We start from the raw sequence: 24,798 nt of genomic DNA, 5'->3' as shown, positions 1-24,798 counted from the left end.
GCTGGCGAAGCCTGCGTCCGGCTGCTACAAGGTTCGTGTAGCTTCAACCGCGTTTATTCAACGCCGCCTCAGCCGCCGCAATCTGCGCCTGGCGCTGGGCAATCACATCGCCCACCGGCGGCCCTTGGAAGCGTCGGGCTTCAAAGCCGAACCAGACAATCGCCGTCAGCACCAGGAAGCCGATGGTGATGTACAGCGCCCAATCGTTCGGTGGCTGAATGCCGATGATGAAAATGATCACCATCGACAGCACCGAGAGCAGGGCGAATACGGTGTACCAGAAGCGTCCCATGTTCCACGGCCCCATGGTCGGCCACTTCGAGGTCCCGTAGGTAAACAGGCCCAGCACGATGGGAATGATGAAAGAGAAGAACAGGAAGATCACCGTGCAGGACACCACGATCGTATACACCGGCGTGGCCCCGACCGAGATCACCGACGAGCCCCAGTCGAACAGCACGGCGAGGGTGGCACCCGTCCAGATCGCCGCCACCGGGCTGCGAAAGGTTGGCGAGACCGAGGCCAGTGCTCTGGAGAAGGGCAGGCCGCCGTCACGGGAGAAGGCGAAGATCATCCGGGACACCGAGGTCACGGTCGCCAAGCCGCAGAGGATCTGCGAGATGAAAATCGCTACATACAGCGCCACTTTCAGCGTCGGGCTGACCTGGGTGTTCATCGCCCAGAAAAACACGTTCCAGCCTTGCTTGGCCGCCTCGTCCATGTTCGGCAACATCAGCACGAACGAGCACAACATCACCCAGCCGAACAGCAACGACCAGACCACCGACATGACCATGCCGCGCGGCACGGAAATGGCTGCGTTGCGCGTCTCTTCGGAGGTGTGTGCCGAGGCGTCATAACCGGTGATGGTGTAGATCGGCAGCAGCAGGCCGAGCATGAACACCCAGCCGTTCGACACCGATGGCCAGACCGCGCCGCCGGCATCGCCGGAGTAGTTGCTGAAGGTCCACAACCGTGCGAATTCATAGCTCGGTGCCGAGATCAGGCAGACGATGGTCAGCGCCAAAGCCGTGGCGAAAATCAGGTAGCCGGAGAAGTCGGTGAGCCTGGCGGTCAGGCCGATCCCCAGGTGGTTGCACAAGGCCTGAAGACCGGTCAGCACGGCGAGGAAAATCACCCGCACCGTGGTCGTGTCTTCCATGCCCAATGCCGGTCCGAACGCACCGAAAAAGAAGTAATAGGTGCCGACGTTGATCGCCCCCAGTACGGTGACCAATCCCAGGAGGTTGAACCACGCGGTCAGCCATCCGGTGAAGCGGTTGCCCAGAATCGAGCCCCAGTGATACAGCCCGCCAGCGGTGGGGTACGCCGAGGAAATTTGCGCCATGGCCATGGCGAACACCCCGGAGATCAGGCAGCCGATGGGCCAGCCGATGCCGATGGACGCGCCGCCCGCACCGGAGGTGCCTTGGGCGAGGGAGTTGATGCCCCCGGAGAGGATGCAGATGATCGAGAAGGAAATCGCGAAGTTGGAGAAAACGCCCATGCGTCGCGAGAGCTGCTGGGCGTAGCCCATGCTGTGCAGTGCCTTGACGTCCTCGTCATGCGAGGCGTCGGAGCCGGGCTGGCTTGCTGGATTCATGTTGTGTGCCCCTTCAGGTTTTGATACGCGCCCCTCCGGAATGCCGGACGAACTGGCTTTCAACCCCTTGTCGTACTGCTCCTGTCTCCAACCGATACAACCTGCCGTGCGCTGCCTTCATGTGTCGAGCACCGACAGTCAACGGCTCTACAGGCGGCCGTGAAACGCCGCGTCGAAAATCTCTGCCGCACCGGCCTTGGTCAAAGGCAGCGGGTTGCCGCCGGCGGAAGGATCGACCACGGCCATGTCGGCGATCAGGTCGGCTTGTTTGTCATCCACGCCCAACTCGAACAGCGTGTGAGGCACGCCGATGTCTTTGCGCAGCTTGAGGATGAAGGCCAGGAAGCTGTCGAAGCCGGGGGAGGGCAAACGCAAATACGCGGCCAGGCGCGTGATGCGCTCTTCGATGGCCGGGCGATTGAATTTCAGCACATAAGGCATGAATGTCGCGTTGGTCATGCCGTGATGGGTGTCGTACAGCGCGCCGACCGGATGCGAAAGGGCGTGCATCCCGCCCAGGCCTTTCTGGAACGCGGTGGCGCCCATCGCCGCCGCCGCAAGCATGTTCGCGCGCGCTTCCAGGTCGCCCGGCGTGTGCACGGCGCGCACCAATGCGTTGGCCACCAGGCGCATGCCTTCCACGGCGATGCCGTCGGCCAACGGGTGAAAACCGGGGGCGCAGTAGGCTTCCAGGCAGTGCGCCAGGGCGTCCATGCCGGTGCCGGCGGTGATTTTCGCCGGCATGCCGACGGTCAGGGCCGGGTCGCTGATGACCACGCGCGGCATCATTTTCGGGTGGAAGATGATGCGTTTTGTGTGGGTTGCCTCATCGATGATCACCGCCGCACGGCCGACTTCGGAGCCCGTGCCCGCCGTGGTCGGCACCGCAATGACCGGGGCGATGCGGCTTTCATCGGCGCGAGTCCAGTAGTCGCCGATGTCTTCGAAATCCCAGACCGGCCGCGTCTGCCCGCTCATGAAGGCGATGAGCTTGCCCATGTCCAGGCCACTGCCGCCCCCGAAGGCGATCACGCCATCGTGGTTGCCGGAACGCCAGGCATCCAGGCCTCCGGCAAGGTTGGCTTCGACCGGGTTGGGCTTGAGGTCGCTAAACATCGCCGCACCGAGGCCCGCTGAGCGCAGAGCGTCGAGGGTGGCGAGGGTCATCGGCGCACGCGCCAGGCCACTGTCGGTGACCAGCAACGGTCGCTGAATGCCTTGGGCGCGGCAGGTGTCGGCGAGTTCGGCGATGCGGCCGACACCGAAGCGGATGCTCGTGGGGTAATTCCAGTTCGCGGTCAGGCTCATGGCTCAGATCTCGTGGCGCAAATGGAAGGATTTGGCGCGGGTCAGGTGTTCATAACCGAGGCGCGACAAGGTGACGCCGCGTCCGCTGTTTTTCACCCCGGTCCAGGCCAGGGCCGGGTCGAGGTAATCGCAGCGGTTCATGAACACGGTGCCAGTATCGATCTCGTTGCCCAAGCGTTCGGCGGCGGCGAGGTCCTGGGTCCAGATCGAGGCGCTGAGCCCGAATTCGCTGTCATTCATCAGGGCGATGGCTTCATCGTCACCTTCGACGGGCATGATGCCAACCACCGGGCCGAAGCTTTCCTCGCGCATGACTGACATGTGGTGGGTGACGTCGACCAACACCTGCGGCGCGAGGTAGGCGCTGCCCGGTTCGTCAACGGGAAACGCCGTGGGTTCAATCAGTGCCTTGGCGCCTTGGGCCAGCGCTTCGACGATCTGCCCTCGCACGAAATCAGCGGCGGCCGGGGTGACCAAGGGGCCGAGTGTGGTGGCTTCATCCAGTGGATTGCCCAGCACGTATTGGCGGGTCAGGGCAGCGAAACGCTCGATGAAGGCTGGGTAGATTTTTTTGTCGACGTAAATGCGTTCGATGGCGCAGCAACTCTGTCCGGAATTGAAGAAACTGCCGTCCACCAGATTCTCTACCGCGTGTTCGAGATTGGCATCGGCGCGCACGTAGGCCGGGTCTTTGCCGCCGAGCTCCAGGCCTACACCGAGGAAGCGCCCGGTGGCGGCGGTTTCCATGGCCTCGCCAGCGCCGACGGAGCCGGTGAAATTCACTTGTTGCACGCGTCCTGATCCGATGATTTCGGCGGTCTGGTGGTGATCGAGCAGCAGGTTGTGAAACAGACCGGGCGGCAAGTTGGCGCTGGCCATGGCCTCGGCGAACCGTTCTCCCACCAGCAGCGTTTGCGATGCGTGTTTGAGGATGACGCTGTTGCCGGCCATCAGCGCCGGAATGATCGTATTCACGGCGGTCAGGTACGGGTAATTCCATGGCGCAACGACCAGCACGGTCCCCAATGGATCACGTTGAATGTACCGACGAAAACCGCTGACGGGCGTGGGTTCAATCGTCGCCAGGGCTTCAGGTGCAATGGCGATCATGTGCCGGGCTCGCTCTTCGAAACCGCGCAATTCACCCGCGCCAAAGCGTATCGGGCGCCCCATTTGCCAGGCCAGTTCCCGCACGATGTCGGTTTTCATCGCCAGCATCGCGTCCACCACGGCACTGCAAAAAACCGCGCGCTCGCTCAGCGGCCGGCGTTTCCATTGCGCCTGGGCGGTGGAGGCGGCGGACAGTGCCTGTTCGATCTGCGTGGCGTCGGCGCAGCGGCGCTCGGCATAAACCCGGCCATCGACCGGGGAAATGAGCTTGATGGTTGCCGTCATGCTGACCTCAATAGCGCTCGAAGCCGCGCTGCAGTTCCCAGTCGGTGATTCGCCGGTCGTATTCTTTCTGCTCCCATTCGGCGGTGTGCACGTAGTGGTCGATCACCTCGTCGCCAAACGCTTCACGCAACATGCTCGAACGCTGGAGCGCGGCGCTGGCTTCGCGCAAAGTCTTGGAGACTTCGGGTAGATGGTCATCGACGTAAGCGTCGCCTTCAAAGGGCGGGGCGAGGGTGAGCTTCTCGTCGACCCCGGCCAGACCCGCCGCGATCAGCGCCGCAAAGGCCAGATAAGGGTTGAGGTCGGCGCCGCCGATGCGGCATTCGATGCGGATGGATTTGCTGTTTTCGGCACACAGCCGAAAACCAGCAGTGCGATTGTCGCGGCTCCACACCGCCCGCGTCGGTGCAAACGTGCCGGCCTGGAAACGTTTGTACGAGTTGATGTAGGGCGCGAGAAAACAGGTGATGTCGTTGGCGTATTTGAGCTGTCCGGCGACCCAGGAGCGCATCAGGTTCGACATGCCGAATTCGGCCTTGGCATCGAAGAACAGCGGCTTCTTGCCGTTCTTGTCCCACAGCGAATTATGGATGTGGCTGCTGGACCCGGCGGCGTCATAACGCCACTTGGCCATGAAGGTGATCGCCTTGCCTTGCAGTTGCGCGATCTCTTTGCAGGCGTGTTTGATGATGACGTGGTGGTCGGCCATGGTCAGGGCATCGGCGTAGCGGATGTTGATCTCTTCCTGGCCGGGGCCCCATTCGCCCTTGGAATTTTCCACGGGGATGCCGCTGGCCTGCAGGTGCTTGCGAATCGCCCGCAGCACCGGCTCTTCGCGGGTGGTCTGCAGGATGTTGTAATCCTCGATGTAATGGCCGGCGGTTCTTGGCTTGTGGTAGTTGCGCTTGTGGATGGCCTCGTAACTCTCGTCGAACAGATAGAACTCCAGTTCCGAGGCGAACATGCCGGTATAGCCACGCTCGCGCAGGCGTTCGATCTGCTTCTTCAGGATTGCTCGGGGGCTGTGTGGCAAGTCGCGGCGATGGTGGTGATCGAGCACATCACAGAGCACCAGCGCCGTGCATTCCAGCCAGGGCACCCGGCGCAGGGTGGACATGTCGGGCTTGAGCACAAAGTCGCCATAGCCTTTGCTCCAACTGGCAGCGGCATAGCCCGGTACGGGCTCCATGTCGATGTCGTCGGCCAACAGGTAATTGCAGCAGTGGGTTTCTTCGTGGCCGCTGTCGATGAAAAACTCGACCTGGAATCGTTTGCCGACCAGACGTCCCTGCATGTCGACCATGCAGACCAGGACGGTATCAATTTCGCCGGCAACGGCGGCACGCTTCAGTTCATCAAAGCTGAGAAGGGGCTCGGTCATCACGTCAGTCCTGCGTGAACAGTGTGGGCCTGTCTGAAATAGCTGTTGCAGACGCTCTTCAGAAAAACCCAAACCCTGCCGGAGCGAGCATCGTGCGCAATAAGCTGATCCTTAGCTTAGCCTACTGTCGATTTGTGCAAGTTTTGATGGAGTTGGCGATACGCAGCCACCAACTGATTCAGCGAAAACGCCAGATTTCGCCCGCTCGGGTTGGGCAAGATCCAGACCTTGGCGTCGCCGAAGGTCTTGGGTTGAAGACCCCAGGCAATCTCCCGCTGGCCGGTTAACGCGCTGTAGGCGGCCTTGCCCAGAAACGCGACGACGCGGGGCGTATGGCGCAGGATCTTCTGTTCAAAGTCGGCAGCGGCGGCGGTGAATTCGTGCAACGACAGCTGATCGGCGCGCGCCGTGGGCCGGTCGACCACGGCGGTCAATCCGCAGCGGTACTGCAAAATCGTCCGGTCGTTTTCCGGGCGCACCTCCTCTGGCGTAAAACCGGCTAGGTGGAGCGTGCGCCAGAAGCGATTACTCCGGCCCGCAAAGTGATGCCCTTGGGCGGCGGCTGTCATGCCCGGATTGATCCCGCAGAAAATCACATCGAGATCGTCGGCCAGTATGTCTTCAAGTCCTTCACTCGCCATAAAGCTTCTCAACCACAGATCACGTTGACCGCGTTGCGTGCCAGTTCGGTCAGCTCCGCGCGGGATTTGCCGGCCCGTGCCCGGATCGAAATGCTGTGCAACAGGGAGGAGGCGAGCACGGCGAGGGCGGCCGGGTCGACGTTGTCTTTGAGTTCGCCGGCAGTAACGGCTGTTCGCAGACGCGCTTCGAGATCGGCGTCGAGTCGGCTCAGACGGTCCGACAGCACCTCACGGATTTCAACATCCTCGACGGCTTCGGTGGTTGCCGTGCCAATCGCGAAACAGCCACGCGGCTGACCGTCACCCGAGAAATAGATCGACAGCTGGCCCTCATAGAAACGCATCAGCGCCTCGCTCAAGGACAGTTGGCTGTCCGTCAGCGCCGCGTGCATGTCGGCGGCGGCAAATTCCCAGTACTGCTCGAGCGCCTTGATGTACAGCGCGTGTTTGTCACCGAAGGCGGCATACAGGCTCGGGCGGTTCATGCCCGCTGCGGTGGCGATGCTGTCCAGGGACGCGGCGGAATAGCCGGTACTCCAAAACACACCAAGCGCTTGCTGCAGTGCGGTCTGCGGGTCGTAGGCGCGTGGGCGTCCACGTCCTTTTGCTTCGGTAATCTTTTTTTGTGCCATGGCGTACAAAATCCTTGTGTGAAGGTAGGTCGAGGCATATTCTTACACCATCGCACAAAATTAAGGAACCAGAAGTTCCTCAATTTCAGGTTTGTTGAAGCAGCGCTCGAACGGGGTATAGCGGCGACGAAACAGGGTGCGGCGGAGTGATCCTTCTGACTGCGCACGGTATGGCTGTTTTTTATGGGTATTAGCCCCTGACTTCCCGGTTAAAGGTGTTTTCGATCATGACTAAACAGTTCGATATTCCGGCTTCACAAACCTTTGAGCACCCAGGGCCGAATCCGACAGCGCCCAACAAAAAAACGCTTAAAGAAACTGTACGGCCCCTGTTGATGGTGGGTGTCCCGGCGCTTTTTGCAGCGATCGGCTACGCCCACTATGTAGCCGGCGAACCTTACATCTCGACCGATAACGCCTACGCCCGAGTGGCCAAGGCGTCGATCAATGCGCGCACCTCGGGGCAGGTCATCGAGATCGCAGTCGAGGACAACCAGCCCGTTCGCAAGGGCCAGGTATTATTCCGCATCGACCCCAAACCCTTGCAGATCGCCGTTGACCGCGCACAAGCCCAGTTGAGCGTGGCGCGTTTGCGCATCGATGGGCTCAAGGCCAGTTACCGGCAGCAACAGGCCGAACTGCAATCGGCCAAAGAGTCGGCCGACTTCGACCAAAAGGAATTTGGCCGCAAGAAGGCACTGGTCGCGTCCGAGTTCGTGTCGAAGTCGATGTATGAGCGCGCCGACACCGACGTGAAGGTGTCGCGCCAGCGAATTGCCTCGATCGAACAACAGATTGCCAGCACCGTGGTTGCGTTGAACGGCAATCCGAACATCGAGGTCGACAGCCACCCGGCCGTGCGCGAGGCCAAGGCGCAGCTGGATGAAGCCCAGCTCTACCTCTCCTACGCCACGGTGTATGCGCCAGACGACGGCATCGTTGCCAAGGTCGATGATTTGCAGGTAGGCAATTTTGTGAACAACGGCGCGCCAGCCTTTGCGCTGCTGTCTGATCGCGAGGTGTGGGTGGAAGCCAACTTCCGCGAAACGGAGGTGACGCATATGCGTCCGGGTCAGGCCGCGACCATTCACCTCGATACCTACCCGGATCACGAGTTCAAGGCCCACGTGATCAGCATGAGCCCCGGTGCCGGTTCGGACTTCGCCTTGCTGCCGCCGGAAAATGCCACCGGCAATTGGGTCAAGGTGGTGCAGCGGGTGCCGGTGCGGCTCGAACTCGACGAGCTCGACCCGCAGATGCCGCTCTATTCGGGGATCAGCGCCACGGTCAAGGTCGATACCGGGCACCGCACGCCATGGTGGCAACCGCTCAAGGCGCTGTTGACCGCAGGAGCTTCCTGATGAACACCACTCCCGCGGGTTCATTGAGGTTGGCCGCATTGCTCGCGACGTACATGCAATCGGCGAACCTGCCGTTGCCCAATGCCGTGCTCAGACATATTCAAGGCAGCCTGTCGATGACCGACGACCAGGCCGGGTGGATCTTCACCTCCTACCTTGCAGCGAGCGCGATCACCATGCCGATCGCGCAGTGGCTGGCCGGGCGTTATGGCTTGAAACGGGTGTATCAAACCGCGCTGGCCGTGTTCGTCCTGGGCTTGCTGCTCGCCACCCTGGCTTCGACGCCGCTGGAGTTCATCGGCGCGCGGATTATTCAGGGCCTGGCGAGTGGCGTTCTGGCGCCATTGTCGATGGCGATTGCTCTGGAAACCTTGCCACTGGAGAAACGCGCCAGGTTCGGTGCCACGTGGACCACCATCGTGCTGTTGGGCATCGTCAGCGGCCCGAGCATCGGCGGCTGGGTCGCCGAACATTTCGGCTGGCGCCCGATCTTCTACATCAGCCTGCCGCTGTCGGCGTACATCTTCCTGGTAATCGCATTGTTGCTCGCCGAGAAGAAGGCCGAGAAACGCCCGACGTTCGATTTCTTCGGTTTCGGCACCTTCACGCTAGGGCTGATCAGCCTGCAAATGTTGCTCGATCGCGGTGAACGCCTGGACTGGTTTGCCTCGACCGAAATCTGGCTGGAAGCAATCGGCTGTGCGCTCGGGCTCTACCTGTTCCTGGTGCATGTGCTGACCGCGAAGGTGCATTTCCTCAACAAGCGTTTGTTCAGCGACCGTAACTTCGTGTTGTCGACGGTGATCTTTTTTGCGGTGGGTTTCGTGCTGCTGTCGACCATGGCGCTGACGTCGCCGATGCTCGATGAAATCCTCGGCTACCCGCCGGACACCACCGGTTCACTGACCATCCCGCGCGGCATGGGCCTGGTCGGTGCGTTTCTGTTGATGGGGCGTGTTCCGGAGCGTTTCGACCGTCGACTGTTCGTGGCGGCGGGCGTGGCCATCGTGGTGTATGCCAACTGGCTGATGCTCGGTTACTCGCCGCTGATGGACGGGTGGCCGGTGGCGCTGGCGGGTGCGATTCAGGGCATCGGCATCGGCCTGTTGATGCCGTCGCTGACCAAGGTTGCGTTCAGCACGCTCGACCCGACGCTGCGCCCGGAAGGCACCGGTCTGTTCAATCTGTCGCGTGTGTACGGCAGCACCCTCGGTGTGGCAATCGTGCAGTTGTATTTCTACAACAACACCCACGCGATGCACATGGCGCTGGCCAGCAACCTGACGCCGTATGGCGCGGCGGCGCATTCGGCGGCGACGTCCCTGCAAGCCATGGCGGGGCTCAACGAAATGATCACCGGCCAGGCGGCGTTTATCGGCGTGGTCGGCCAATTCAAGATTTTGATGTTCGCGATGCTGGTGGTGAGCCCACTGGTGATCTTCCTTCGCAAGCCCGTTGCGACCAACTAGTTTTCGTGGAGTTTGCCTCATGAAATCCAATGCGCGTTTCATCAACAGACAACTGATCAACACCACCTTCGGTGCGGTCGCGGTGCTGGTGTTCCTGACCGCTTGCACGGTCGGCCCCGATTATCAAATGCCGCCACCGAGCTCGTCCCAACACTACGATCAACAGGCCGAGCAGCGTCTTGGCCAGCGCATCGATTTGGGCAAGAACGTCAACGGCGACTGGTGGACGGCGTTTCGTTCGCCCAAGCTCGACAGCGTTGTGCGCCGGGCCATCGACGGCAATCTGGAACTCGTCGCGGCCGATGCCACCATTCGCCAGGCGGCATCTTCCGTCGCGGCGGCGGAAGGGGTGCTGTATCCGCAGGTCGATTTTGCTGCCCAGGCCGGTCGCCAGCGTACGCACAACGGACCGCAGCCCGTGGTTTCCAACTTTTATGCCATCGGGCCTCGGGTCGGTTTCGATCTGGACGTGTTCGGCGGCAACAAGCGCGAGGTTGAACAACAGCAAGCATTGACGGCGTTTCAGCAACATCGCTACGAAGCGGCGTACCTGACCTTGACGGGCAATGTCGCCAGCCAGGCGTTGTTGATGGCCTCGGCGAATGCGCAGATCCAGGCCGTGGAAAAACTGCTGGCCAATGACAGCAAAAACCTTGAATTGGTGCGCATGGCCCATGCCAACGGCAGCACCACGCAGATCGATGTGTCGCTGGCCGAAACCCGGCTCGCCCAGGACCGCACGCTATTGCCACCTCTGGCTCAGCAACGTGATTCGGCCCGGCATGCGCTGTCGATCCTGACCGGCAAAGGCCCGGCCGACTGGATCGCGCCGGACTTCGACCTGAGTGAATTTGCCTTGCCGGCCAACGTGCCTGTCAGTCTGCCCTCGGAAATGGCCCACACCCGGCCGGACGTACTGCAAGCCGAAGCGCAACTGCACATGGCCAGCGCCGCCGTCGGTGTCGCGACCGCCAACCTGTATCCGCATGTGGAGCTGTCGGCGTTTCTCGCGCAGTCGGCGTCCGGTAATGGCGGCGCCGCGCTCTGGGGCTTTGCCGCCGGGGTGGCGGGACCGATCTTCAATGGCGGCACCCTCAAGGCTGAACGCCAGGCGGCGGTCGACGGCTACAACGCCTCACTCGCGGATTATCAGCAGACCGTCATCCAGTCGTTCGGTCAGGTCGCGGACACGCTGCAATCCATCAACCATCACGCCGAAGAAAACCTCGCCCAGGAAGACGCATTGCGCGCCGCCGACAGCAGTTTTCGCTTGAACCAACAAGCGTACGCCCAAGGCGATAACAGCATCCTCCAGGTGCTGGAGGCCGAGCGCGCCTATGAGCAGGCGTTGTTGGGACAGATCAGGGTGAAGACCGCGCAGTACCTCGACACCGTCCAGTTGTTTGTCGCCCTCGGCGGCAATTCGGTCGGCGTGTTTGAGCAGCGAGTCGCCAGCCGCGAAGAATCCAAACGTTCATATCAGTAAAGGCTGCGGCCTCAGAGAGTGGAGTAACGACATGACCTACGAAGCCTTTCACGACGAACTTCGCGAGACAAAATTTGCACTGAATCACGGCTCGGCCGAGATGCCAGCCGTGGGCTTTGGCACCTTGTTTCGCGACCTCAGCGTCACCACCCAAGCGGTCACCCACGCGCTGGAAACCGGTTTCCGTCATTTCGATTGCGCCGAGCGTTATCGCAACGAAGAAGCAGTGGGCGTGGCGTTCAAGGCCTTCATCGACTCGGGCAAGGCCCGGCGCGAAGACCTGTTCATCACCACCAAACTGTGGAACACCAACCATCGTCCCGAGCGCGTGTTGCCGGCGTTCGAGGCCAGTTGTCGGCGTCTTCAAGTGGATTACGTTGACTGCTACCTGATCCACACGCCGTTCGCCTTTCAACCCGGTGATGACCAGGAACCCCGAGACCCGTTCGGCCACATGATCTATGACTCGGGCGTGACCTTGATCGAGACATGGCGGGCGTTGGAACAGCTCGTGGATGAAGGGCGCTGCAAATCCATCGGCTTGTCGGACATCACCCTTGAGGCGTTGAAGGCGATTGTCGACGTGGCGCGGATAAAACCTGCCGTGGTGCAGGTGGAATCCCACCCGTATCTGCCGGAATGGGAGCTGCTGGAGTTCTGCAAACTGCACGGCATCATCGTCCTCGCGTTTGCGCCGCTCGGTCATGGCATGCAGCCTGCGGTGCTGGAAGATCCGGTGCTGACCGGCATCGCCAAACACCTGCGCAGAACCCCGGCTCAAGTCGCCTTGGCCTGGTCGGTGCAGCGCGGTGTGGCGTTTCTGACCACGTCTGCGACACTGAGCCATATTCAGGAAAACTTTGACATTGCCACGCTGCCGCACCGGGCCATGCTTGAAATCAAGGAGGACATCACGACCCGGGTGCGCTTCAACTCGGTGGTGGAAACCGGTATTCCGGGCTTTATCCCAGGCAAAAGGTAACCCATGCTAACGCGGTGGTCTGATCTCAGGCCGCCGCTTTTTTTTGACTGGTCAATTGTGTGCCGAGGCAAAACCGATGGACGTTTTCCAAACCCTGCGTTGTTTCATCGCGGTAGCCCAGAGCGGCAGTTTTACTGCCGCAGCGGCGATGCTGGACACTTCGACCACCAACATTTCCAAAGCGGTTTCCAGCCTGGAGGCGCGGCTGCAAACACGCCTGATCAACCGCACGACGCGCCGCCTGGCCCTGACCGAGGCCGGGCAGCGCTATTTACAACGCTGCGAGAAGATTATCGAGGAGATGCGCGAAGCCGATGAAGAAGCGGGAACGGCGCATACCCAACCCGTGGGGCGGCTGAAAATTCATGCAATGTCCGCTGTGGGCAATCACTACGTGATCAACGCCATCGCCCGGTACAGGGAGACGCACCCTTCGGTGATGTTTGATTTGACCCTGACCAATCGGCTGCCGGACTTGCTGGAAGAAGGCTATGACATGTCGATTGTGTTGGCGCGGGACTTACCCGATTCAGGTTTTGTCGCGCAGCGGCTGGGCATTACCTACAGCATTCTCTGCGCCTCGCCCGCGTACTTGAAGAAGCGCGGAATTCCCGACGCACCGGGTGCACTGGGCGCACATGATTGCCTGAGGATTGTGAACACGGTGATGCCGGCGCAAAACTGGGTATTCGAAGGGCCCGAAGGCGTGGAGACGGTGAGCACTCCAATGTCGCCGTTTCACGTCAACACCGCCGACGCGATGACAGTGGCGATCAGCAATGGAATGGGCATCGGCATTCAACCGATTGCGTCTGCCGTGGAAGGTTTGAAAGCGGGGACCTTGGTGCGGGTGTTGCCTGAGTATCATTTTGAAGAATTGAGTGTGTTTGCCATCTATCCGTCACGCAAATTCGTCGATGCGAAGATCAAGACCTGGGTGGATTTTCTCAAGAACTACATTCCGGTCCTGTTGGCCTCCGATGAAAAAATCGTGGGTTCAACCCCAAAAAACTAACCGCCGTCGGTATGGAGTGTCGACCCTCCACCGTCTGCACGCTACTCAACTGTTGGAACAGCCGCTGCCCATGACTTGATATTGCAGGACGTGCTGTTGACCGCGGGAGTCTTCGTAGGTCATTTGCGCCGGTACCGGGCCACACTCATCGCCGACGTTTGACACGCTGATGACGCGTTTAATGTCGAGGTGGGTGTCGTAGGTGTAGGTTTCAACCGGGGTGTTGGCCGTTGCAGAACTATCGTCAGCGAAGGCGGGGGCGCCAAGACTGGCAAGTATCAGCACAAGCGCGAATTTCGAAAGTTTCATGGCATTCACCGTATCGTTTGAGGAGGGTTGGTTTTCTACCTTGGGAGCTGTTGGTAAATGCTCACCGGGCAGGAACGATGCTAGGGGGTTGCCCAGGCCTCAAACAGCGGTCGGAAGGACAAACACTGTTGCCGTTTTGCGCATGAATGCAGGGCTTGTGGACGCCATCGCTGGCCGTGTGGCATGGTCGAAAAAATGCCAGGCAGCCAACAGGATCAAGATGATGGAGGAGGGGAGTGAGGTCGGCGGCACACCGTCGATGGCGACGCTGAAGGCCTTCAATCAATGCGTGTTGCACCTCGGGCGACTGGCTCGGGAGCGCGGCGCCTCGCAATTCATCGAAGACGGGCTGCAAGCCTTCCGCCCGCTGGTGCCGTTTGCGTCAGCATGGTGGGGCGAGATGTCCACGTCCGACGCCCAAGTGGCACCGAAAAGCTGGATGCACGGGCGCATCGACCTGCCCGAATCGTTTGCCACCGAATGGCACAAGAGCGCGGGCAGCGACCGGTTCTCCCATGACACGTTGAGCCAACCCGGCGCAGTGGTGCGCGACAGCGGCTTCACCGATCCCCATGAAGAGGTCGATGCATTCGCTCGCCGTCATGACCTCTACCATGTGATCTGCATCACCTTCGAGTTGCCCGAAAGCGGTTTGATGTTTTTTGTCTGCCTGTATCGCGGCGAGAACGGGTCAGGCTTCAACGACAGCGAGGCCGCGTTGTTTTCGGCGTTCTGCGACCACCTGTTGCAGCTCTGGCGTTTCCAGGTGCAAGACATGATTCGCATCGACACCGGTAACGGCGCCAGCGACTTTGGCGTGGCGCGCATGGACGGCACGCTGCTGTACGTCGGCGCCAGCCTGTGTGCGGCCATTCAGCGTGAAGTGCCGGGGTGGAGCGGGTCGATGCTGCCAGCGCAAGTGATCGCCCAATTGCCGAAAGCGCCGAGTGTCATGCGCCTGGGACGCTGCGCATTGACCCTCAGCCCAAATGCCAAACACGTCATTCTGTCCCTCGAAACACAGTCGCGCGGCGTGGTGCTGGCGCCACGGGAACGGACGGCGGCGATGCTGTTCGCGGCCGGTCACTCGTATAAAGAGATCGCCAAAATCCTGGGCTTGAGCCCTGCAACGGTGCGCACTTATCTGCGCAACTGCTATTTGCAGCTCGGCGTGAAAAGCAAAGTCGAGCTGGGCGCTGTCTTGTCTGCACAGGCAACCCGCCGCGAAGCCCTCTGAATCACCGCCCCCTCCTCATTTGTGGAGGTCCATCCAACGCCCGCGCACGCTAGGGTATGCCTTGCATATCAGGGGCTTGCGCGCAGGCTGTTCGGGCCTCTTCCAAAACTATAAAAACAGAGGTGAGGCAGTTGAAATTCTCCAGGCTTTTTGTCGCCATTGCGGCAACCACGGCATTTTCCGGTCTGGTGCTGGTGGGGTGCCAGACCCAGGTTTCGACCCCGGCAGACATGGTCATGCGCAACGGTTATGTCTACACCGTCGATGGCCAGAACTCGGTGCAGCAGGCAATTGCCGTCACGGGCGGGAAGATTGTCTATGTCGGCAACGACGAAGGGGCTGCCTCGTACATCGGCAAGCAAACGCAGTTGATTGATCTGGCGGGGCGCATGCTGATGCCGGGCTTTATCGACGCGCACATGCACCCCGGTGACGGCGGCCGCGCCATGACCTTGTGCGACCTGAAATACCAGACCATGACCCGCAAGGAGTTCCAGACCACCATTCAGGCGTGCCTGGATGCCGACAAAGGCAAGGGGCCTGATGTCTGGCTGGAAGTCGGCAGCTGGGACCGGATGGGCATGGACGGCCTCGACGGCGACCCGGACAAATCGACGCTGGACGGCCTCAAGACCCACCGGCCGATTCAGGTTCGCTCCACCGATTTCCACACCGTGCTAGTCAATTCGCGCGGCCTGGCCATCGCCGGCATCAACAAAAACACCGCCAATCCCGGGGATGGCAAGTACGTGCGCGACAGTGCCGGCAACCTCACCGGCATCTGCGAAGACGGCGCGGCCGACACGATGGCCGCTGTGGTGCCGCCGGCCACCGACGCGGAAAAACTCAACCAGACCCGCGCCGCGCTCGACGCCATGCGCCAGCAAGGCATCACCAGTTTCTTCGATGCCTTGTCGGGGCCGGAGAACGGCAAAGCCTTCACCACCTTGCAGCAGTCGGGTGAACTGACCGCCCGGGCCTTGCTGGCGATCAAACTGGACCCGGCCGCCGCCGCAGCCGACCCGGCGAAAACCATCGCCGAGGCCAAGGCGATGGCCGCGACCTACGATCAGGGCGACGCTAAAGTCGCGCCGGGTGTGAGCATGCGTCACGTCAAATTGTTCATGGACGGCATCATCAATGCGCCGGCGGACACCGGTGCGATGTTGACGCCATACCTGCACAACGCCGGCACCGAGAAGGCACCGAAATGGGCGCCGGGCAAGAACGTCGGCGAACTGTATTTCCCCCCGCAAGTGCTCAAGCCGCTGCTGTTGCAAGCCGTGCAGGCCGGCCTCGACCCGCACCTGCACGCCACCGGCGACCGCGCCGTGCGTGACTCACTCGACGGCATCGAATACGTGCGTCAGCAATTGCCCGGCAATGGCTTCCGCCCGGCCATCACCCACAACGAGTCCGTGGACCCCGCCGACTATGGACGTTTCAAGGCCCTCGACGTGACCGCCAACATGTCCTTCCAGTGGGCACAACAAGCGCCGTCGACGGTCGACGGCACCAGCGATCACCTCGGGCCTACTCGATTTGCGCGTATGGAGCCTTCGGGCAGCATCGCCCGTGCGGGTGGTCGCGTGGCTTATGGCAGCGACTGGCCGGTTGATCCGCTTGATGAGTTCCTGGCGCTGAAAGTCGGTGTCACCCGTTCCGGTGATCCGACCAACCCGCACAGCTATGGCCCCAAATACGCCGGTCGCCTGAATGCCGCCCCGGCGCTGTCCCGTGCCGAAGTGCTGCGCACCATCACCGTCAACGCCGCCGAGCAACTGAAACTGGAGAACGTCGTCGGCTCGGTCGAGGTGGGCAAGTTTGCGGACCTGATCGTGCTGGATAAAAACTTCATGCAGGTGCCCGAGGAAGAACTGGCCCGCAACAGCGTGTTGATGACCGTAGTGGGGGGCAAGATCGTGTGGGCCAAGGCGCCATTCGTAGGCCACGTGGCGATGACCGAACAACAAAAATAACCGCCCCCTAAAACGCTCCCACCTTGAAATGTGTGAATGCCTTCTACTTTTGAAGAGAATAAAAATAATGACCCAGCCCCACGATAATCAACAACGAAGTCCCCTGATCGAGACCCGCTCGATCGATTTCATCCCCGAGGCCGAGCGTCATGGCAGCCTCTACAGCCAGTTCACCCTTTGGCTCGGCGCTAACCTGCAAATCACCGCAATCGTCACCGGGGCGTTGGCCGTGGTGTTGGGCGGGGATGTGTTCTGGTCATTGATCGGCTTGCTGATCGGCCAGTTGCTCGGCGGTGCGGTCGTTGCCTTGCACGCGGCCCAGGGCCCGAAACTGGGTCTGCCGCAGATGATCTCCAGCCGTGTGCAGTTCGGGGTCTACGGCGCGGCGATCCCGATTGTGTTGGTGTGCCTGATGTACCTCGGTTTCAGCGCCACCGGCGCGGTGTTGTCGGGGCAGGCGATTGCCCAGTTGATCAGCGTCAGCGACAGCGCCGGCATCCTGATTTTCGCTGCGTGCATCGCGTTCCTGACGATCTTCGGCTATCGGGTGATTCACCTGGTGGGGCGTGTGGCCAGCGTGCTCGGCATTATCGCCTTCGCTTACCTGTTCACCCGGTTGATGACTCTTAATGACATCGGCCTGCTCTTGCAAAACCGTCACTTTGGCTGGAGCACCTTCCTGCTGGCGGTGTCGCTCTCGGCGTCCTGGCAGATTGCGTTTGGTCCGTACGTGGCCGACTACTCGCGCTACTTGCCGAGCAAAACCTCGTCCTGGAAAACCTTCACCGCCGTCGGCCTCGGCACTGTGCTCGGCGCCCAGGCGTCCATGGTGCTGGGTGTATTCACTGCGGCGTTGGCCGGCGCCAACTTTCGCGGTCACGAAGTGGCCACCATCGTCGGCCTGGGCAGTACCGGGGTAATGGCGTCGTTGCTGTACCTGAGCGTGGTGTTTGGCAAGGTCACCGTGTCGACGCTCAACGCCTATGGCAGCTTCATGTGCGTGGCGACCATCATCAGCGGTTTCCGCAGTCGCCTGGAAATCACCGCCCGCCAACGCATGCTGTTTGTGTTGCTGATCGTCGTGGCATCGACCACGCTCGCGTTGGTGGGTCAGTATTCGTTCTTGAACTCGTTCAAGTACTTCATCCTGTTTTTGCTGACGTTCTTCACCCCGTGGAGCGCGATCAACCTGGTGGATTACTACTTCATCAACAAGGAGCGCTATGACATCCCGGCCTTGTCTGACCCGGCCGGTCGTTATGGTCGCTGGAACGTGTTGGGGATCAGCGTGTATGTCTGCGGCGTGTTGATCCAGCTGCCTTTTGTCGACACGCATTTCTACTCCGGGCCGATGGTCGCGCAGCTGGGTGGCGTGGATATTTCCTGGATCGTCGGGCTGGTGGTGCCGGGTGTTCTTTACTACCTGCTGGCGAGGAAATCGGCGGTGGTAGTGCCGGTTGCACGAAGCACGAAGGCCTGACCGACAGGGGCGACAGTGCATGGCTCGTCATTGCACTGTCGCTAGGTCCCTGTTGAAGGATCTGTGCTGATTTCGTCACTCCCTCCGTGCAAACCCATCAAGACCTGTCGCCTCGAATAGACCACCCTGACCGGTCTGTTCAAGGAGATGACCATGATCCGACTGACCCTGATCGAAGCCCATGCGTTGGCCGAATCGATCCTGTTGCACAACGGTTTTAACCAGGCCCATGCGCGTGCGGTGGCGACGACGGTGACGGCCGGCGAGCGCGATGGCTGTGCTTCTCACGGCTTGTATCGGGTTCTGGGATGCGTCAATTCCCTGCGGGCCGGCAAAGTCTCGGCCACTGCTGAACCCGAGGTGATCAACCAGGCACCCTCGATTGTGAGAGTGGATGCCGGTGGCGGTTTTTCGCAGTTGGCGTTTCAGGCGGGTTTGCCATTGCTGACGGAGAAAACCCGAGCCAACGGGATTGCGGCGCTGGCGATCAATCGCTGTGTGCATTTCTCGGCGCTGTGGGTGGAGATCGAGCAATTGACCGCTGCCGGACTGGTGGCGCTGGCGTGTAATCCGAGTCATGCCTGGGTGGCACCGGCCGGTGGGTGCTTGCCGGTGTTCGGCACCAACCCCATTGCCTTCGGCTGGCCCCGTCAGGGGCATGATCCGTTCGTGTTCGACTTCGCCACCAGCGCCATCGCCCGTGGCGACATCGAATTGCACCGCCGTGCCGGCAGAGCGATACCCGAGGGCTGGGGCGTGGACGCGCAGGGGCAACCGAGCACCGATGCCAACGTCGTCCTCGACAGCGGCGCGATGCTGACATTCGGAGGGCACAAGGGCTCGGCACTGGCGGCCATGGTGGAGCTGATTGCCGGGCCGTTGATCGGTGACCTGACCAGTGCCGAATCCCTGGCCTACGATGCGGGCAGCAAATCGTCGCCGTACCATGGGGAACTGATCATTGCCCTGGACCCACGGCGCTTTTTGGGGGATTCGACGGAGGTGCATCTGGCCAGGGCCGAAGCGTTGTTCCAGGGGATTGAAGGGCAGGGCGCACGTTTGCCATCTCAACGCCGATACGAAGCGCGGGCGCGTAGCCTGGTGGAGGGCGTGCAGATTCCCGAGGCGTTGTATAACGACCTCATGGCATTGCTGGCTTGATTCAAAAACTGGGGGAGCGAGCTTGCTCGCGATGGCGGCGGCACAGTCAACATCTCTGTTGACTGACACTGCGCTATCGCGAGCAGGTTCACTCCAACAAGGTTTTGGGTGTTTTTCAGATCGGGTTTCGGTGGGTGTTGCCGTCGATTAGCCGCGCGATGCCCAGTGGGTTGGCGTTTTTCAGTGGGGCGGGCAGCAGCGCGTCCGGGCAGTTCTGGTAGCACACCGGGCGCAGGAAACGTTCGATGGCCAGGCTGCCGACCGAGGTGCCACGGGCATCCGAGGTGGCCGGGTAGGGGCCGCCATGCACCATCGCATCACACACTTCGACGCCGGTGGGGTAGCCATTGAACAGCACCCGGCCGACCTTTTGTTCCAGCAGCGCCAGCAACTCTGCATGTTCATGCAAGTCCTGGGGTTCGCCAATCAGGGTGGCGGTGAGTTGACCGTGCAAGCTGTTCAGCGCTTGGCGCAGTTCGGCCTTGTCGGCCACTTCGACGAGGAGGGTGGTCGGGCCGAACACTTCTTCCTGTAGCAACGGATCACCTTCAAGCAACAGACTCACGTCGGCCTTGAACAGATGCGTGCGCGCCTGATTGCCGTGTTGTTCATGGCCGGTCAGGTGGGTCACGCCTGGGTGACTAATCAAGGCCTGCACACCTTTTTCGTAGCTGCGCAGGGTGCCGGCGTTGAGCATGGTTTGCGCCGGTTGTTCAGCCAGTCGTGCAGTCAGGGTCTCAGTGAAGGCACTGAATTGCACGGAGTGCATTCCGATGACCAATCCCGGATTGGTACAGAACTGGCCGCAGCCGAGCACCACCGAGGCGGCCAGTTCATTGGCGATATTCTCGCCGCGAACATCAAGGGCTTCGGGCAACACCACGACCGGATTGATGCTGCTCATTTCCGCAAACACCGGAATAGGTTGTGGACGTGCGGCGGCCATGTCACACAACGCCCGGCCACCGTTGAGCGAACCGGTGAACCCGACGGCCTGGATCGCCGGATGCTTGACCAGCGCTTCACCCACGCCCGCGCCGTAGATCATGTTGAACACACCCTGGGGCATGCCGGTCTGTTCGGCGGCGCGGATGATTGCATCGGCCACTTGTTCGGCCGTTGCCATGTGTCCGCTGTGGGCCTTGAACACCACCGGGCAACCGGCGGCCAGGGCTGCTGCGGTATCGCCGCCAGCGGTGGAGAACGCCAACGGAAAGTTGCTCGCACCAAACACTGCCACGGGGCCGACGCCAATCTTGTACTGACGCAGGTCGCTACGGGGAAGCGGTTGACGGTCGGGCAAGGCGCGGTCGATGCGTGCGCCGTAAAAATCACCGCGTCGCAAGACTTGGGCGAACAGGCGCATCTGGCCGCTGGTGCGCGCACGTTCCCCCTGTATCCGTGCGCCAGGCAGTGCGGTTTCGCGGGTGACCAGGGCGACGAATTCATCATCCAGCGCATCCAGTTGTGCGGCGATGGCTTCGAGAAAATCCGCACGGCGTGCCGCTGGCATCGTGCGAAAGACCGGGAATGCAGCGGCAGCGGCCTCAGCGGCGGCGTGCACTTCGCCTTCGGTGGCTTGCACGAAAGCGTAGGGCAGCGCCTCGCCGGTGCTGGCGTCATGGCTGTGTAACGTGAGGCTGCCGGCGGCACTGCGTGTGCCGCCAATGTAGTTGTGGCCGAGGATCTGGGGCATGAAAACTCCTGTCAGGCAAAAGGTCATACATCCCCTGTGAGCGTGGGCAAGCCACGCGCCGACAGGTTTTGGGTTCACGCCAGCGAATCGCCTCGACGCGGGGTCGCGGGGGCGGCGTTATCCAGTGAGGCAATGCGCGCAGCGGACTCGGCATCCACCGCGTGCAGCGACTTGCCGCGGGTTTCCCGGGTCAGCCCGACGGCAATGACAGAGATCAGCGAGGCACCGACCAGGTACCAGGCGATCGGCGTCGAGCTGTGGTACTTGTTGAGCAACGTGATCGCGATCAGCGGTGCAAGGGAACCGGCGAAAATCGGTGCCACCTGGTAGCACAGCGAGAGGGCGGTGTAGCGCACGTGAGTCGGGAACATCTCGGCCATCAGCGCCGAGTACGGTGCGTAGGTCATCGACTCGATGGCCAGGCCCAGGGTAATGGCCGCCATGATCAGCCAGTTGTTGCCGGTGTCCATCATCGGGAAGCCGACGAAGCCCCAAAATGCCGTAAGCACCGCGCCGACCAGATACACCGGTTTGCGCCCGACGATGTCCGACAGATACCCCATCAACGGGATCATGAAGAAGTGCAGCAAGTGAGCGCCGAACATCAGAAACAGAATCTCTGAAGTGTCCTTGTGCACCACCAGCTTGAGGTAGGTGATGGAGAACGTCACCACGGTGTAGTAGAGGATGTTTTCGGCAAAGCGCGCGCCAATACCCACCAGCACCGAACGCCAGTGGTGACGCAGCACCTCCACCACGCCCAATTGTTGTTGCTTGGTGTGAGCCTGACGCGCCTGGGCTTCCTTGAAGATCGGTGCGTCATCGACGCTGGTGCGAATCCAGTAGCCGATCAACACCACGACCGCCGAGAACCAGAACGCCACGCGCCAGCCCCAGGCGAGAAATTGTTGCTCCGACAGGTTCGACGACAACAGCAGCAGGGCGACGGTCGCGACCAGATTCCCGGCTGGCACACCGGCTTGCGGCCAACTGGCCCAGAAGCCCCGGCGATTGTCCGGGCAGTGTTCGGACACCAGCAGAATCGCGCCACCCCATTCACCACCAAAGGCGAACCCCTGAATCAGCCGCAACAGCACCAGCAACACCGGCGCCGCGTACCCGATCTGGTCGAATCCGGGCAGGCAACCCATCAGGAACGTGGTGATGCCGACCACCACCAGGCTCAGTTGCAGCAGGCGCTTGCGGCCGAATTTGTCACCGTAGTGACCGAACACCAGCCCCCCCAGCGGGCGGGCGAGAAAGCCCACGGCGTACAGCGCGAACGCGGCGATGATGCCGTCGACGGGGCTGTCGGTCTGGCGGAAGAACAGTTGGCCGAAGACCAGGGCCGAGGCCGTACCGTAGAGAAAGAATTCATACCACTCGGCGACCGTACCGGCCATGGCGGCGGCCACGACGCGCTTGAGTCCGGAGGGCGTGGTTGCGCGTTGAGTGTCTTGATGATTGGGCATGCTGACGTTTCCTGTAGAGGCGCAAAAACAGGCAGCCGGGCCGGGCCTCCAAGGCCCGCCCGGCACTCACTCAGAGACCGACGTCCGGCAGCTGCGGACGGTTCGCCAGGGCTTTGGCCATGATCTGTTCGACGAACAGGCGATCTTCGTCCGGCAAGGCCAGGCGTGGCGGACGGGTCAGCGCGCTGCCGCGACCGGCAATGGCCTCACACAGTTTGATGCACTGCACCAGGTCGGCACGGGCATCCAGGTGCAGGATCGGCATCAGCCATTCGTAGATCGGCATGGCTTCGGCAAAACGCCCGGCCTTGGCCAGACGGAAAATGGTTTCACCTTCTTTCGGGAACACGTTGGACATGCCCGAGACCCAGCCTTCGGCGCCCACGGCGATGCTTTCCAGCACCACGTCGTCGAGCCCCGCGAACAACACGAAGCGGTCGCCGACTTCATTGCGCACGTCGATGAAACGGCGGGTATCACCGGAGGAATCCTTGAAGCACACCACGTTGTCGCAGTCGGCCAGGGAAATCAGGATGTCCGGAGTGACGTCGTTTTTGTAGATCGGCGGGTTGTTGTAGACCATCAACGGTACGTCGGCATGCTTGGCCACGTAGCGGTAGTGCTCGGCGGTTTCAAACGGCTTGGAGCTGTAGACCAGCGCCGGCATCAGCATCACGCCATCGACGCCCACCTTGCGCACGGCGTTGGCCACTTTGGCCGCTTGCACGCTGGTGAATTCGGCCACGCCACAAATCACCGGCACCCGGCCGCGAGAGGCATCGACCGCGACTTCGGTGACGGCGATTTTTTCTTCGGCGGTCAACGAGGTGTTTTCACCCACCGAACCACACACCACCAGGCCCGACACGCCATCGCGGATCACGTTGGAAATCACCTGGTGGGTCTTGTCCAGGTTGATGGTGAAGTCATCGTTGAATTGAGTGGTCACCGCGGGGAAGACGCCACTCCAGTTAATACGCTTGCTCATTTGTTGCCTCCGGGTCGTTAATTGTATTTCGTATACGATATTTAAAATGAAAAGATTCGGCCAGTGCTATTTCGGCTTTTTCAGGGGATTTTGTAGCCGTTGGTCCGGGTGTTCGGGATTAAGCTCCCGGCCAGGTATCGGACAAGCGATAGCCCTGCGGCCATGGATCGCTCGGATCGAGCAGCAATTGGTGAGTACCGGTGATCCAGGCCCGCCCGGAAATGCATGGGTAGATGGCCGCGCGGCCGGCCACTTCGGTCAGCGAATCAATGCGGCAGTGGAACTCGGAACCGATGATCGAACGACCGATAAACCGTTCGCCCACCTGCATCAAGCCCTTTGCGTGCATCACGGCCATGCGCGCCGAGCAGCCAGTGCCGGTAGGGGAACGGTCGATTTTGCCGGGTTGAATCACCACCGCGTTGGCGCCGGTGGCAATGCCGTTCTCATGGACGATGGGTGCCGCAATCTGGCAGAAGGAAATATGCGACCACTCCGGATTCAGCGGATGCACGAAGCCCAATTGTTCGTTGGCGGCGCGGGTGATTTTCAGCCCGACCGCGACCAGATCGGCGGCCTCGTCGGGTCGGATGGAAAAGCCCAGCCCCTTGGCGTCGGCAATCACGAAACTGTCGCCACCGTAGGCGGTATCGACCTTCAATGAACCGATGCCCTCGACTTCAATCCAGGCGTCCAGGCGGTCGGCGAAGGAAGGTACGTTTTTGATTTCCACCCGTTCAACCTTGCCGTCACGGCAATCGGCGACGGCCTCGATCAGCCCGCCGGGGGCTTCCAGCACCAGCCGGGTTTGCGGCTCGGTCATCGGCAGGATGCCGCTGTCGAGCAACACCGTGGCCACGCACAGTGAGTTGGAACCGGACATCGGCGGGGTGTCCGCCGGTTCCATGATGATCCAGGCCATCTGCGCCCGCGGGTCCTTGGCCGGCACCAGCAGGTTGACGTGGCGAAACACGCCGCCGCGCGGTTCGTTGAGCACGAAGTTGCGCAGGGTTTCGTCCCTGGCGATCCAGCGTGATTGTTCCCACACGGTGGCGCCGGGTGGAGGGGCGACGCCGCCGACGATCACGTCACCGACTTCGCCTTCGGCGTGGCAGCTGACGACGTGGATTATTTTTGATGAGCGCATGGATTGCTCCTTGTTGTGTCTGTCGGGGTCTCATCGCGAGCAGGCTCACTCCTACA

General features: G+C 61.3%; 20 protein-coding genes. 9 read left to right on the top strand and 11 right to left on the bottom strand.

All coding sequences use genetic code 11. From position 1 onward, the window contains the following. Positions 1 to 43: 43 nt before the first annotated feature. From J2X66_RS23955 to J2X66_RS23930, 6 genes are all read right to left on the bottom strand, one after another. Positions 44 to 1,603 (bottom strand): amino acid permease, encoded by a 1,560-nt coding sequence (locus J2X66_RS23955; RefSeq protein ID WP_310269429.1) that lies wholly within the window; start codon positions 1,601 to 1,603, stop codon positions 44 to 46. Positions 1,604 to 1,750: 147 nt separating this feature from the next. After that, positions 1,751 to 2,911: an iron-containing alcohol dehydrogenase gene (locus J2X66_RS23950; protein WP_310269427.1), complete on the bottom strand. Its 1,161-nt coding sequence runs from the start codon at positions 2,909 to 2,911 to the stop codon at positions 1,751 to 1,753. Between the two features lie 3 nt (positions 2,912 to 2,914). Then, positions 2,915 to 4,306, bottom strand: coding sequence for an aldehyde dehydrogenase family protein (locus tag J2X66_RS23945; protein WP_310269423.1), 1,392 nt, complete (start codon positions 4,304 to 4,306; stop codon positions 2,915 to 2,917). Between the two features lie 7 nt (positions 4,307 to 4,313). After that, entirely contained in the window at positions 4,314 to 5,687 is a 1,374-nt protein-coding gene (locus J2X66_RS23940) for a glutamine synthetase family protein (RefSeq protein WP_310269420.1), read from the bottom strand. Positions 5,688 to 5,803: 116 nt separating this feature from the next. Further along, on the bottom strand, positions 5,804 to 6,328 hold the full coding sequence (gene mug, locus J2X66_RS23935; RefSeq protein WP_310269417.1) for a G/U mismatch-specific DNA glycosylase: 525 nt from the start codon (positions 6,326 to 6,328) through the stop codon (positions 5,804 to 5,806). 8 nt (positions 6,329 to 6,336) lie between these two features. Next, positions 6,337 to 6,960, bottom strand: coding sequence for a TetR/AcrR family transcriptional regulator (locus tag J2X66_RS23930; protein WP_310269414.1), 624 nt, complete (start codon positions 6,958 to 6,960; stop codon positions 6,337 to 6,339). Positions 6,961 to 7,187: 227 nt separating this feature from the next. Between J2X66_RS23930 and J2X66_RS23925 the strand changes: the two genes are divergently transcribed. From J2X66_RS23925 to J2X66_RS23905, 5 genes are all read left to right on the top strand, one after another. Beyond that, on the top strand, positions 7,188 to 8,321 hold the full coding sequence (locus J2X66_RS23925; protein ID WP_310269411.1) for an HlyD family secretion protein: 1,134 nt from the start codon (positions 7,188 to 7,190) through the stop codon (positions 8,319 to 8,321). Next, positions 8,321 to 9,790 (top strand): MDR family MFS transporter, encoded by a 1,470-nt coding sequence (locus J2X66_RS23920; RefSeq protein ID WP_310269409.1) that lies wholly within the window; start codon positions 8,321 to 8,323, stop codon positions 9,788 to 9,790. The genes J2X66_RS23925 and J2X66_RS23920 overlap by 1 nt, the downstream gene beginning before the upstream one ends. Before the next feature lie 19 nt (positions 9,791 to 9,809). Continuing rightward, entirely contained in the window at positions 9,810 to 11,276 is a 1,467-nt protein-coding gene (locus J2X66_RS23915; protein ID WP_310269406.1) for an efflux transporter outer membrane subunit, read from the top strand. A 31-nt stretch (positions 11,277 to 11,307) separates the two neighbouring features. Beyond that, positions 11,308 to 12,258, top strand: coding sequence for an aldo/keto reductase (locus J2X66_RS23910; RefSeq protein ID WP_310269404.1), 951 nt, complete (start codon positions 11,308 to 11,310; stop codon positions 12,256 to 12,258). A 76-nt stretch (positions 12,259 to 12,334) separates the two neighbouring features. Next, positions 12,335 to 13,273, top strand: a complete 939-nt coding sequence (locus tag J2X66_RS23905; RefSeq protein ID WP_310269401.1) for a LysR family transcriptional regulator — start codon at positions 12,335 to 12,337, stop codon at positions 13,271 to 13,273. 45 nt (positions 13,274 to 13,318) lie between these two features. On the opposite strand, the gene J2X66_RS23900 is transcribed toward J2X66_RS23905, so the two are convergent. Then, entirely contained in the window at positions 13,319 to 13,582 is a 264-nt protein-coding gene (locus J2X66_RS23900) for a DUF2790 domain-containing protein (protein ID WP_310269398.1), read from the bottom strand. A gap of 223 nt (positions 13,583 to 13,805) precedes the next feature. Here J2X66_RS23900 and J2X66_RS23895 point away from each other — a divergent pair, with 223 nt between their 5' ends. From J2X66_RS23895 to J2X66_RS23880, 4 genes are all read left to right on the top strand, one after another. Continuing rightward, entirely contained in the window at positions 13,806 to 14,819 is a 1,014-nt protein-coding gene (locus tag J2X66_RS23895) for a helix-turn-helix transcriptional regulator (protein WP_310269395.1), read from the top strand. Positions 14,820 to 14,950: 131 nt separating this feature from the next. Beyond that, complete coding sequence (locus J2X66_RS23890; protein ID WP_310269391.1) at positions 14,951 to 16,798, top strand: amidohydrolase; 1,848 nt, start codon at positions 14,951 to 14,953, stop codon at positions 16,796 to 16,798. A 67-nt stretch (positions 16,799 to 16,865) separates the two neighbouring features. Beyond that, a complete protein-coding gene (locus J2X66_RS23885) occupies positions 16,866 to 18,278 on the top strand; it encodes a cytosine permease (RefSeq protein ID WP_310269388.1) in 1,413 nt (470 codons plus the stop codon). Between the two features lie 153 nt (positions 18,279 to 18,431). Continuing rightward, positions 18,432 to 19,439, top strand: coding sequence for an Ldh family oxidoreductase (locus tag J2X66_RS23880; RefSeq protein WP_310269385.1), 1,008 nt, complete (start codon positions 18,432 to 18,434; stop codon positions 19,437 to 19,439). Between the two features lie 115 nt (positions 19,440 to 19,554). Here the strand turns inward: J2X66_RS23880 and J2X66_RS23875 are convergent, their stop codons facing one another. The 4 genes from J2X66_RS23875 to J2X66_RS23860 form a co-directional block, all read right to left on the bottom strand. Beyond that, positions 19,555 to 21,135, bottom strand: coding sequence for an aldehyde dehydrogenase (NADP(+)) (locus J2X66_RS23875; protein ID WP_310269382.1), 1,581 nt, complete (start codon positions 21,133 to 21,135; stop codon positions 19,555 to 19,557). Between the two features lie 74 nt (positions 21,136 to 21,209). Further along, a complete protein-coding gene (abaF, locus tag J2X66_RS23870; protein WP_310269379.1) occupies positions 21,210 to 22,607 on the bottom strand; it encodes a fosfomycin efflux MFS transporter AbaF in 1,398 nt (465 codons plus the stop codon). A gap of 70 nt (positions 22,608 to 22,677) precedes the next feature. Next, a complete protein-coding gene (locus J2X66_RS23865) occupies positions 22,678 to 23,595 on the bottom strand; it encodes a dihydrodipicolinate synthase family protein (RefSeq protein ID WP_027924793.1) in 918 nt (305 codons plus the stop codon). A gap of 118 nt (positions 23,596 to 23,713) precedes the next feature. Further along, complete coding sequence (locus J2X66_RS23860) at positions 23,714 to 24,742, bottom strand: trans-3-hydroxy-L-proline dehydratase (protein ID WP_310269374.1); 1,029 nt, start codon at positions 24,740 to 24,742, stop codon at positions 23,714 to 23,716. Between the last annotated feature and the right edge of the window lie 56 nt (positions 24,743 to 24,798).

The organism is Pseudomonas sp. 3296 (assembly GCF_031456615.1).
Classification (GTDB): domain Bacteria; phylum Pseudomonadota; class Gammaproteobacteria; order Pseudomonadales; family Pseudomonadaceae; genus Aquipseudomonas; species Aquipseudomonas mucoides.
This window is presented reverse-complemented; position numbering and strand designations above follow the sequence as displayed.

Coding starts and splice junctions, on each gene's coding strand:
- J2X66_RS23955 (WP_310269429.1), bottom strand. CDS start 1,603: ATGAATCCAGCAAGCCAGCCCGGCTCCGACGCCTCGCATGACGAGGAC.
- J2X66_RS23950 (WP_310269427.1), bottom strand. CDS start 2,911: ATGAGCCTGACCGCGAACTGGAATTACCCCACGAGCATCCGCTTCGGT.
- J2X66_RS23945 (WP_310269423.1), bottom strand. CDS start 4,306: ATGACGGCAACCATCAAGCTCATTTCCCCGGTCGATGGCCGGGTTTAT.
- J2X66_RS23940 (WP_310269420.1), bottom strand. CDS start 5,687: ATGACCGAGCCCCTTCTCAGCTTTGATGAACTGAAGCGTGCCGCCGTT.
- mug (WP_310269417.1), bottom strand. CDS start 6,328: ATGGCGAGTGAAGGACTTGAAGACATACTGGCCGACGATCTCGATGTG.
- J2X66_RS23930 (WP_310269414.1), bottom strand. CDS start 6,960: ATGGCACAAAAAAAGATTACCGAAGCAAAAGGACGTGGACGCCCACGC.
- J2X66_RS23925 (WP_310269411.1), top strand. CDS start 7,188: ATGACTAAACAGTTCGATATTCCGGCTTCACAAACCTTTGAGCACCCA.
- J2X66_RS23920 (WP_310269409.1), top strand. CDS start 8,321: ATGAACACCACTCCCGCGGGTTCATTGAGGTTGGCCGCATTGCTCGCG.
- J2X66_RS23915 (WP_310269406.1), top strand. CDS start 9,810: ATGAAATCCAATGCGCGTTTCATCAACAGACAACTGATCAACACCACC.
- J2X66_RS23910 (WP_310269404.1), top strand. CDS start 11,308: ATGACCTACGAAGCCTTTCACGACGAACTTCGCGAGACAAAATTTGCA.
- J2X66_RS23905 (WP_310269401.1), top strand. CDS start 12,335: ATGGACGTTTTCCAAACCCTGCGTTGTTTCATCGCGGTAGCCCAGAGC.
- J2X66_RS23900 (WP_310269398.1), bottom strand. CDS start 13,582: ATGAAACTTTCGAAATTCGCGCTTGTGCTGATACTTGCCAGTCTTGGC.
- J2X66_RS23895 (WP_310269395.1), top strand. CDS start 13,806: ATGGAGGAGGGGAGTGAGGTCGGCGGCACACCGTCGATGGCGACGCTG.
- J2X66_RS23885 (WP_310269388.1), top strand. CDS start 16,866: ATGACCCAGCCCCACGATAATCAACAACGAAGTCCCCTGATCGAGACC.
- J2X66_RS23880 (WP_310269385.1), top strand. CDS start 18,432: ATGATCCGACTGACCCTGATCGAAGCCCATGCGTTGGCCGAATCGATC.
- J2X66_RS23875 (WP_310269382.1), bottom strand. CDS start 21,135: ATGCCCCAGATCCTCGGCCACAACTACATTGGCGGCACACGCAGTGCC.
- abaF (WP_310269379.1), bottom strand. CDS start 22,607: ATGCCCAATCATCAAGACACTCAACGCGCAACCACGCCCTCCGGACTC.
- J2X66_RS23865 (WP_027924793.1), bottom strand. CDS start 23,595: ATGAGCAAGCGTATTAACTGGAGTGGCGTCTTCCCCGCGGTGACCACT.
- J2X66_RS23860 (WP_310269374.1), bottom strand. CDS start 24,742: ATGCGCTCATCAAAAATAATCCACGTCGTCAGCTGCCACGCCGAAGGC.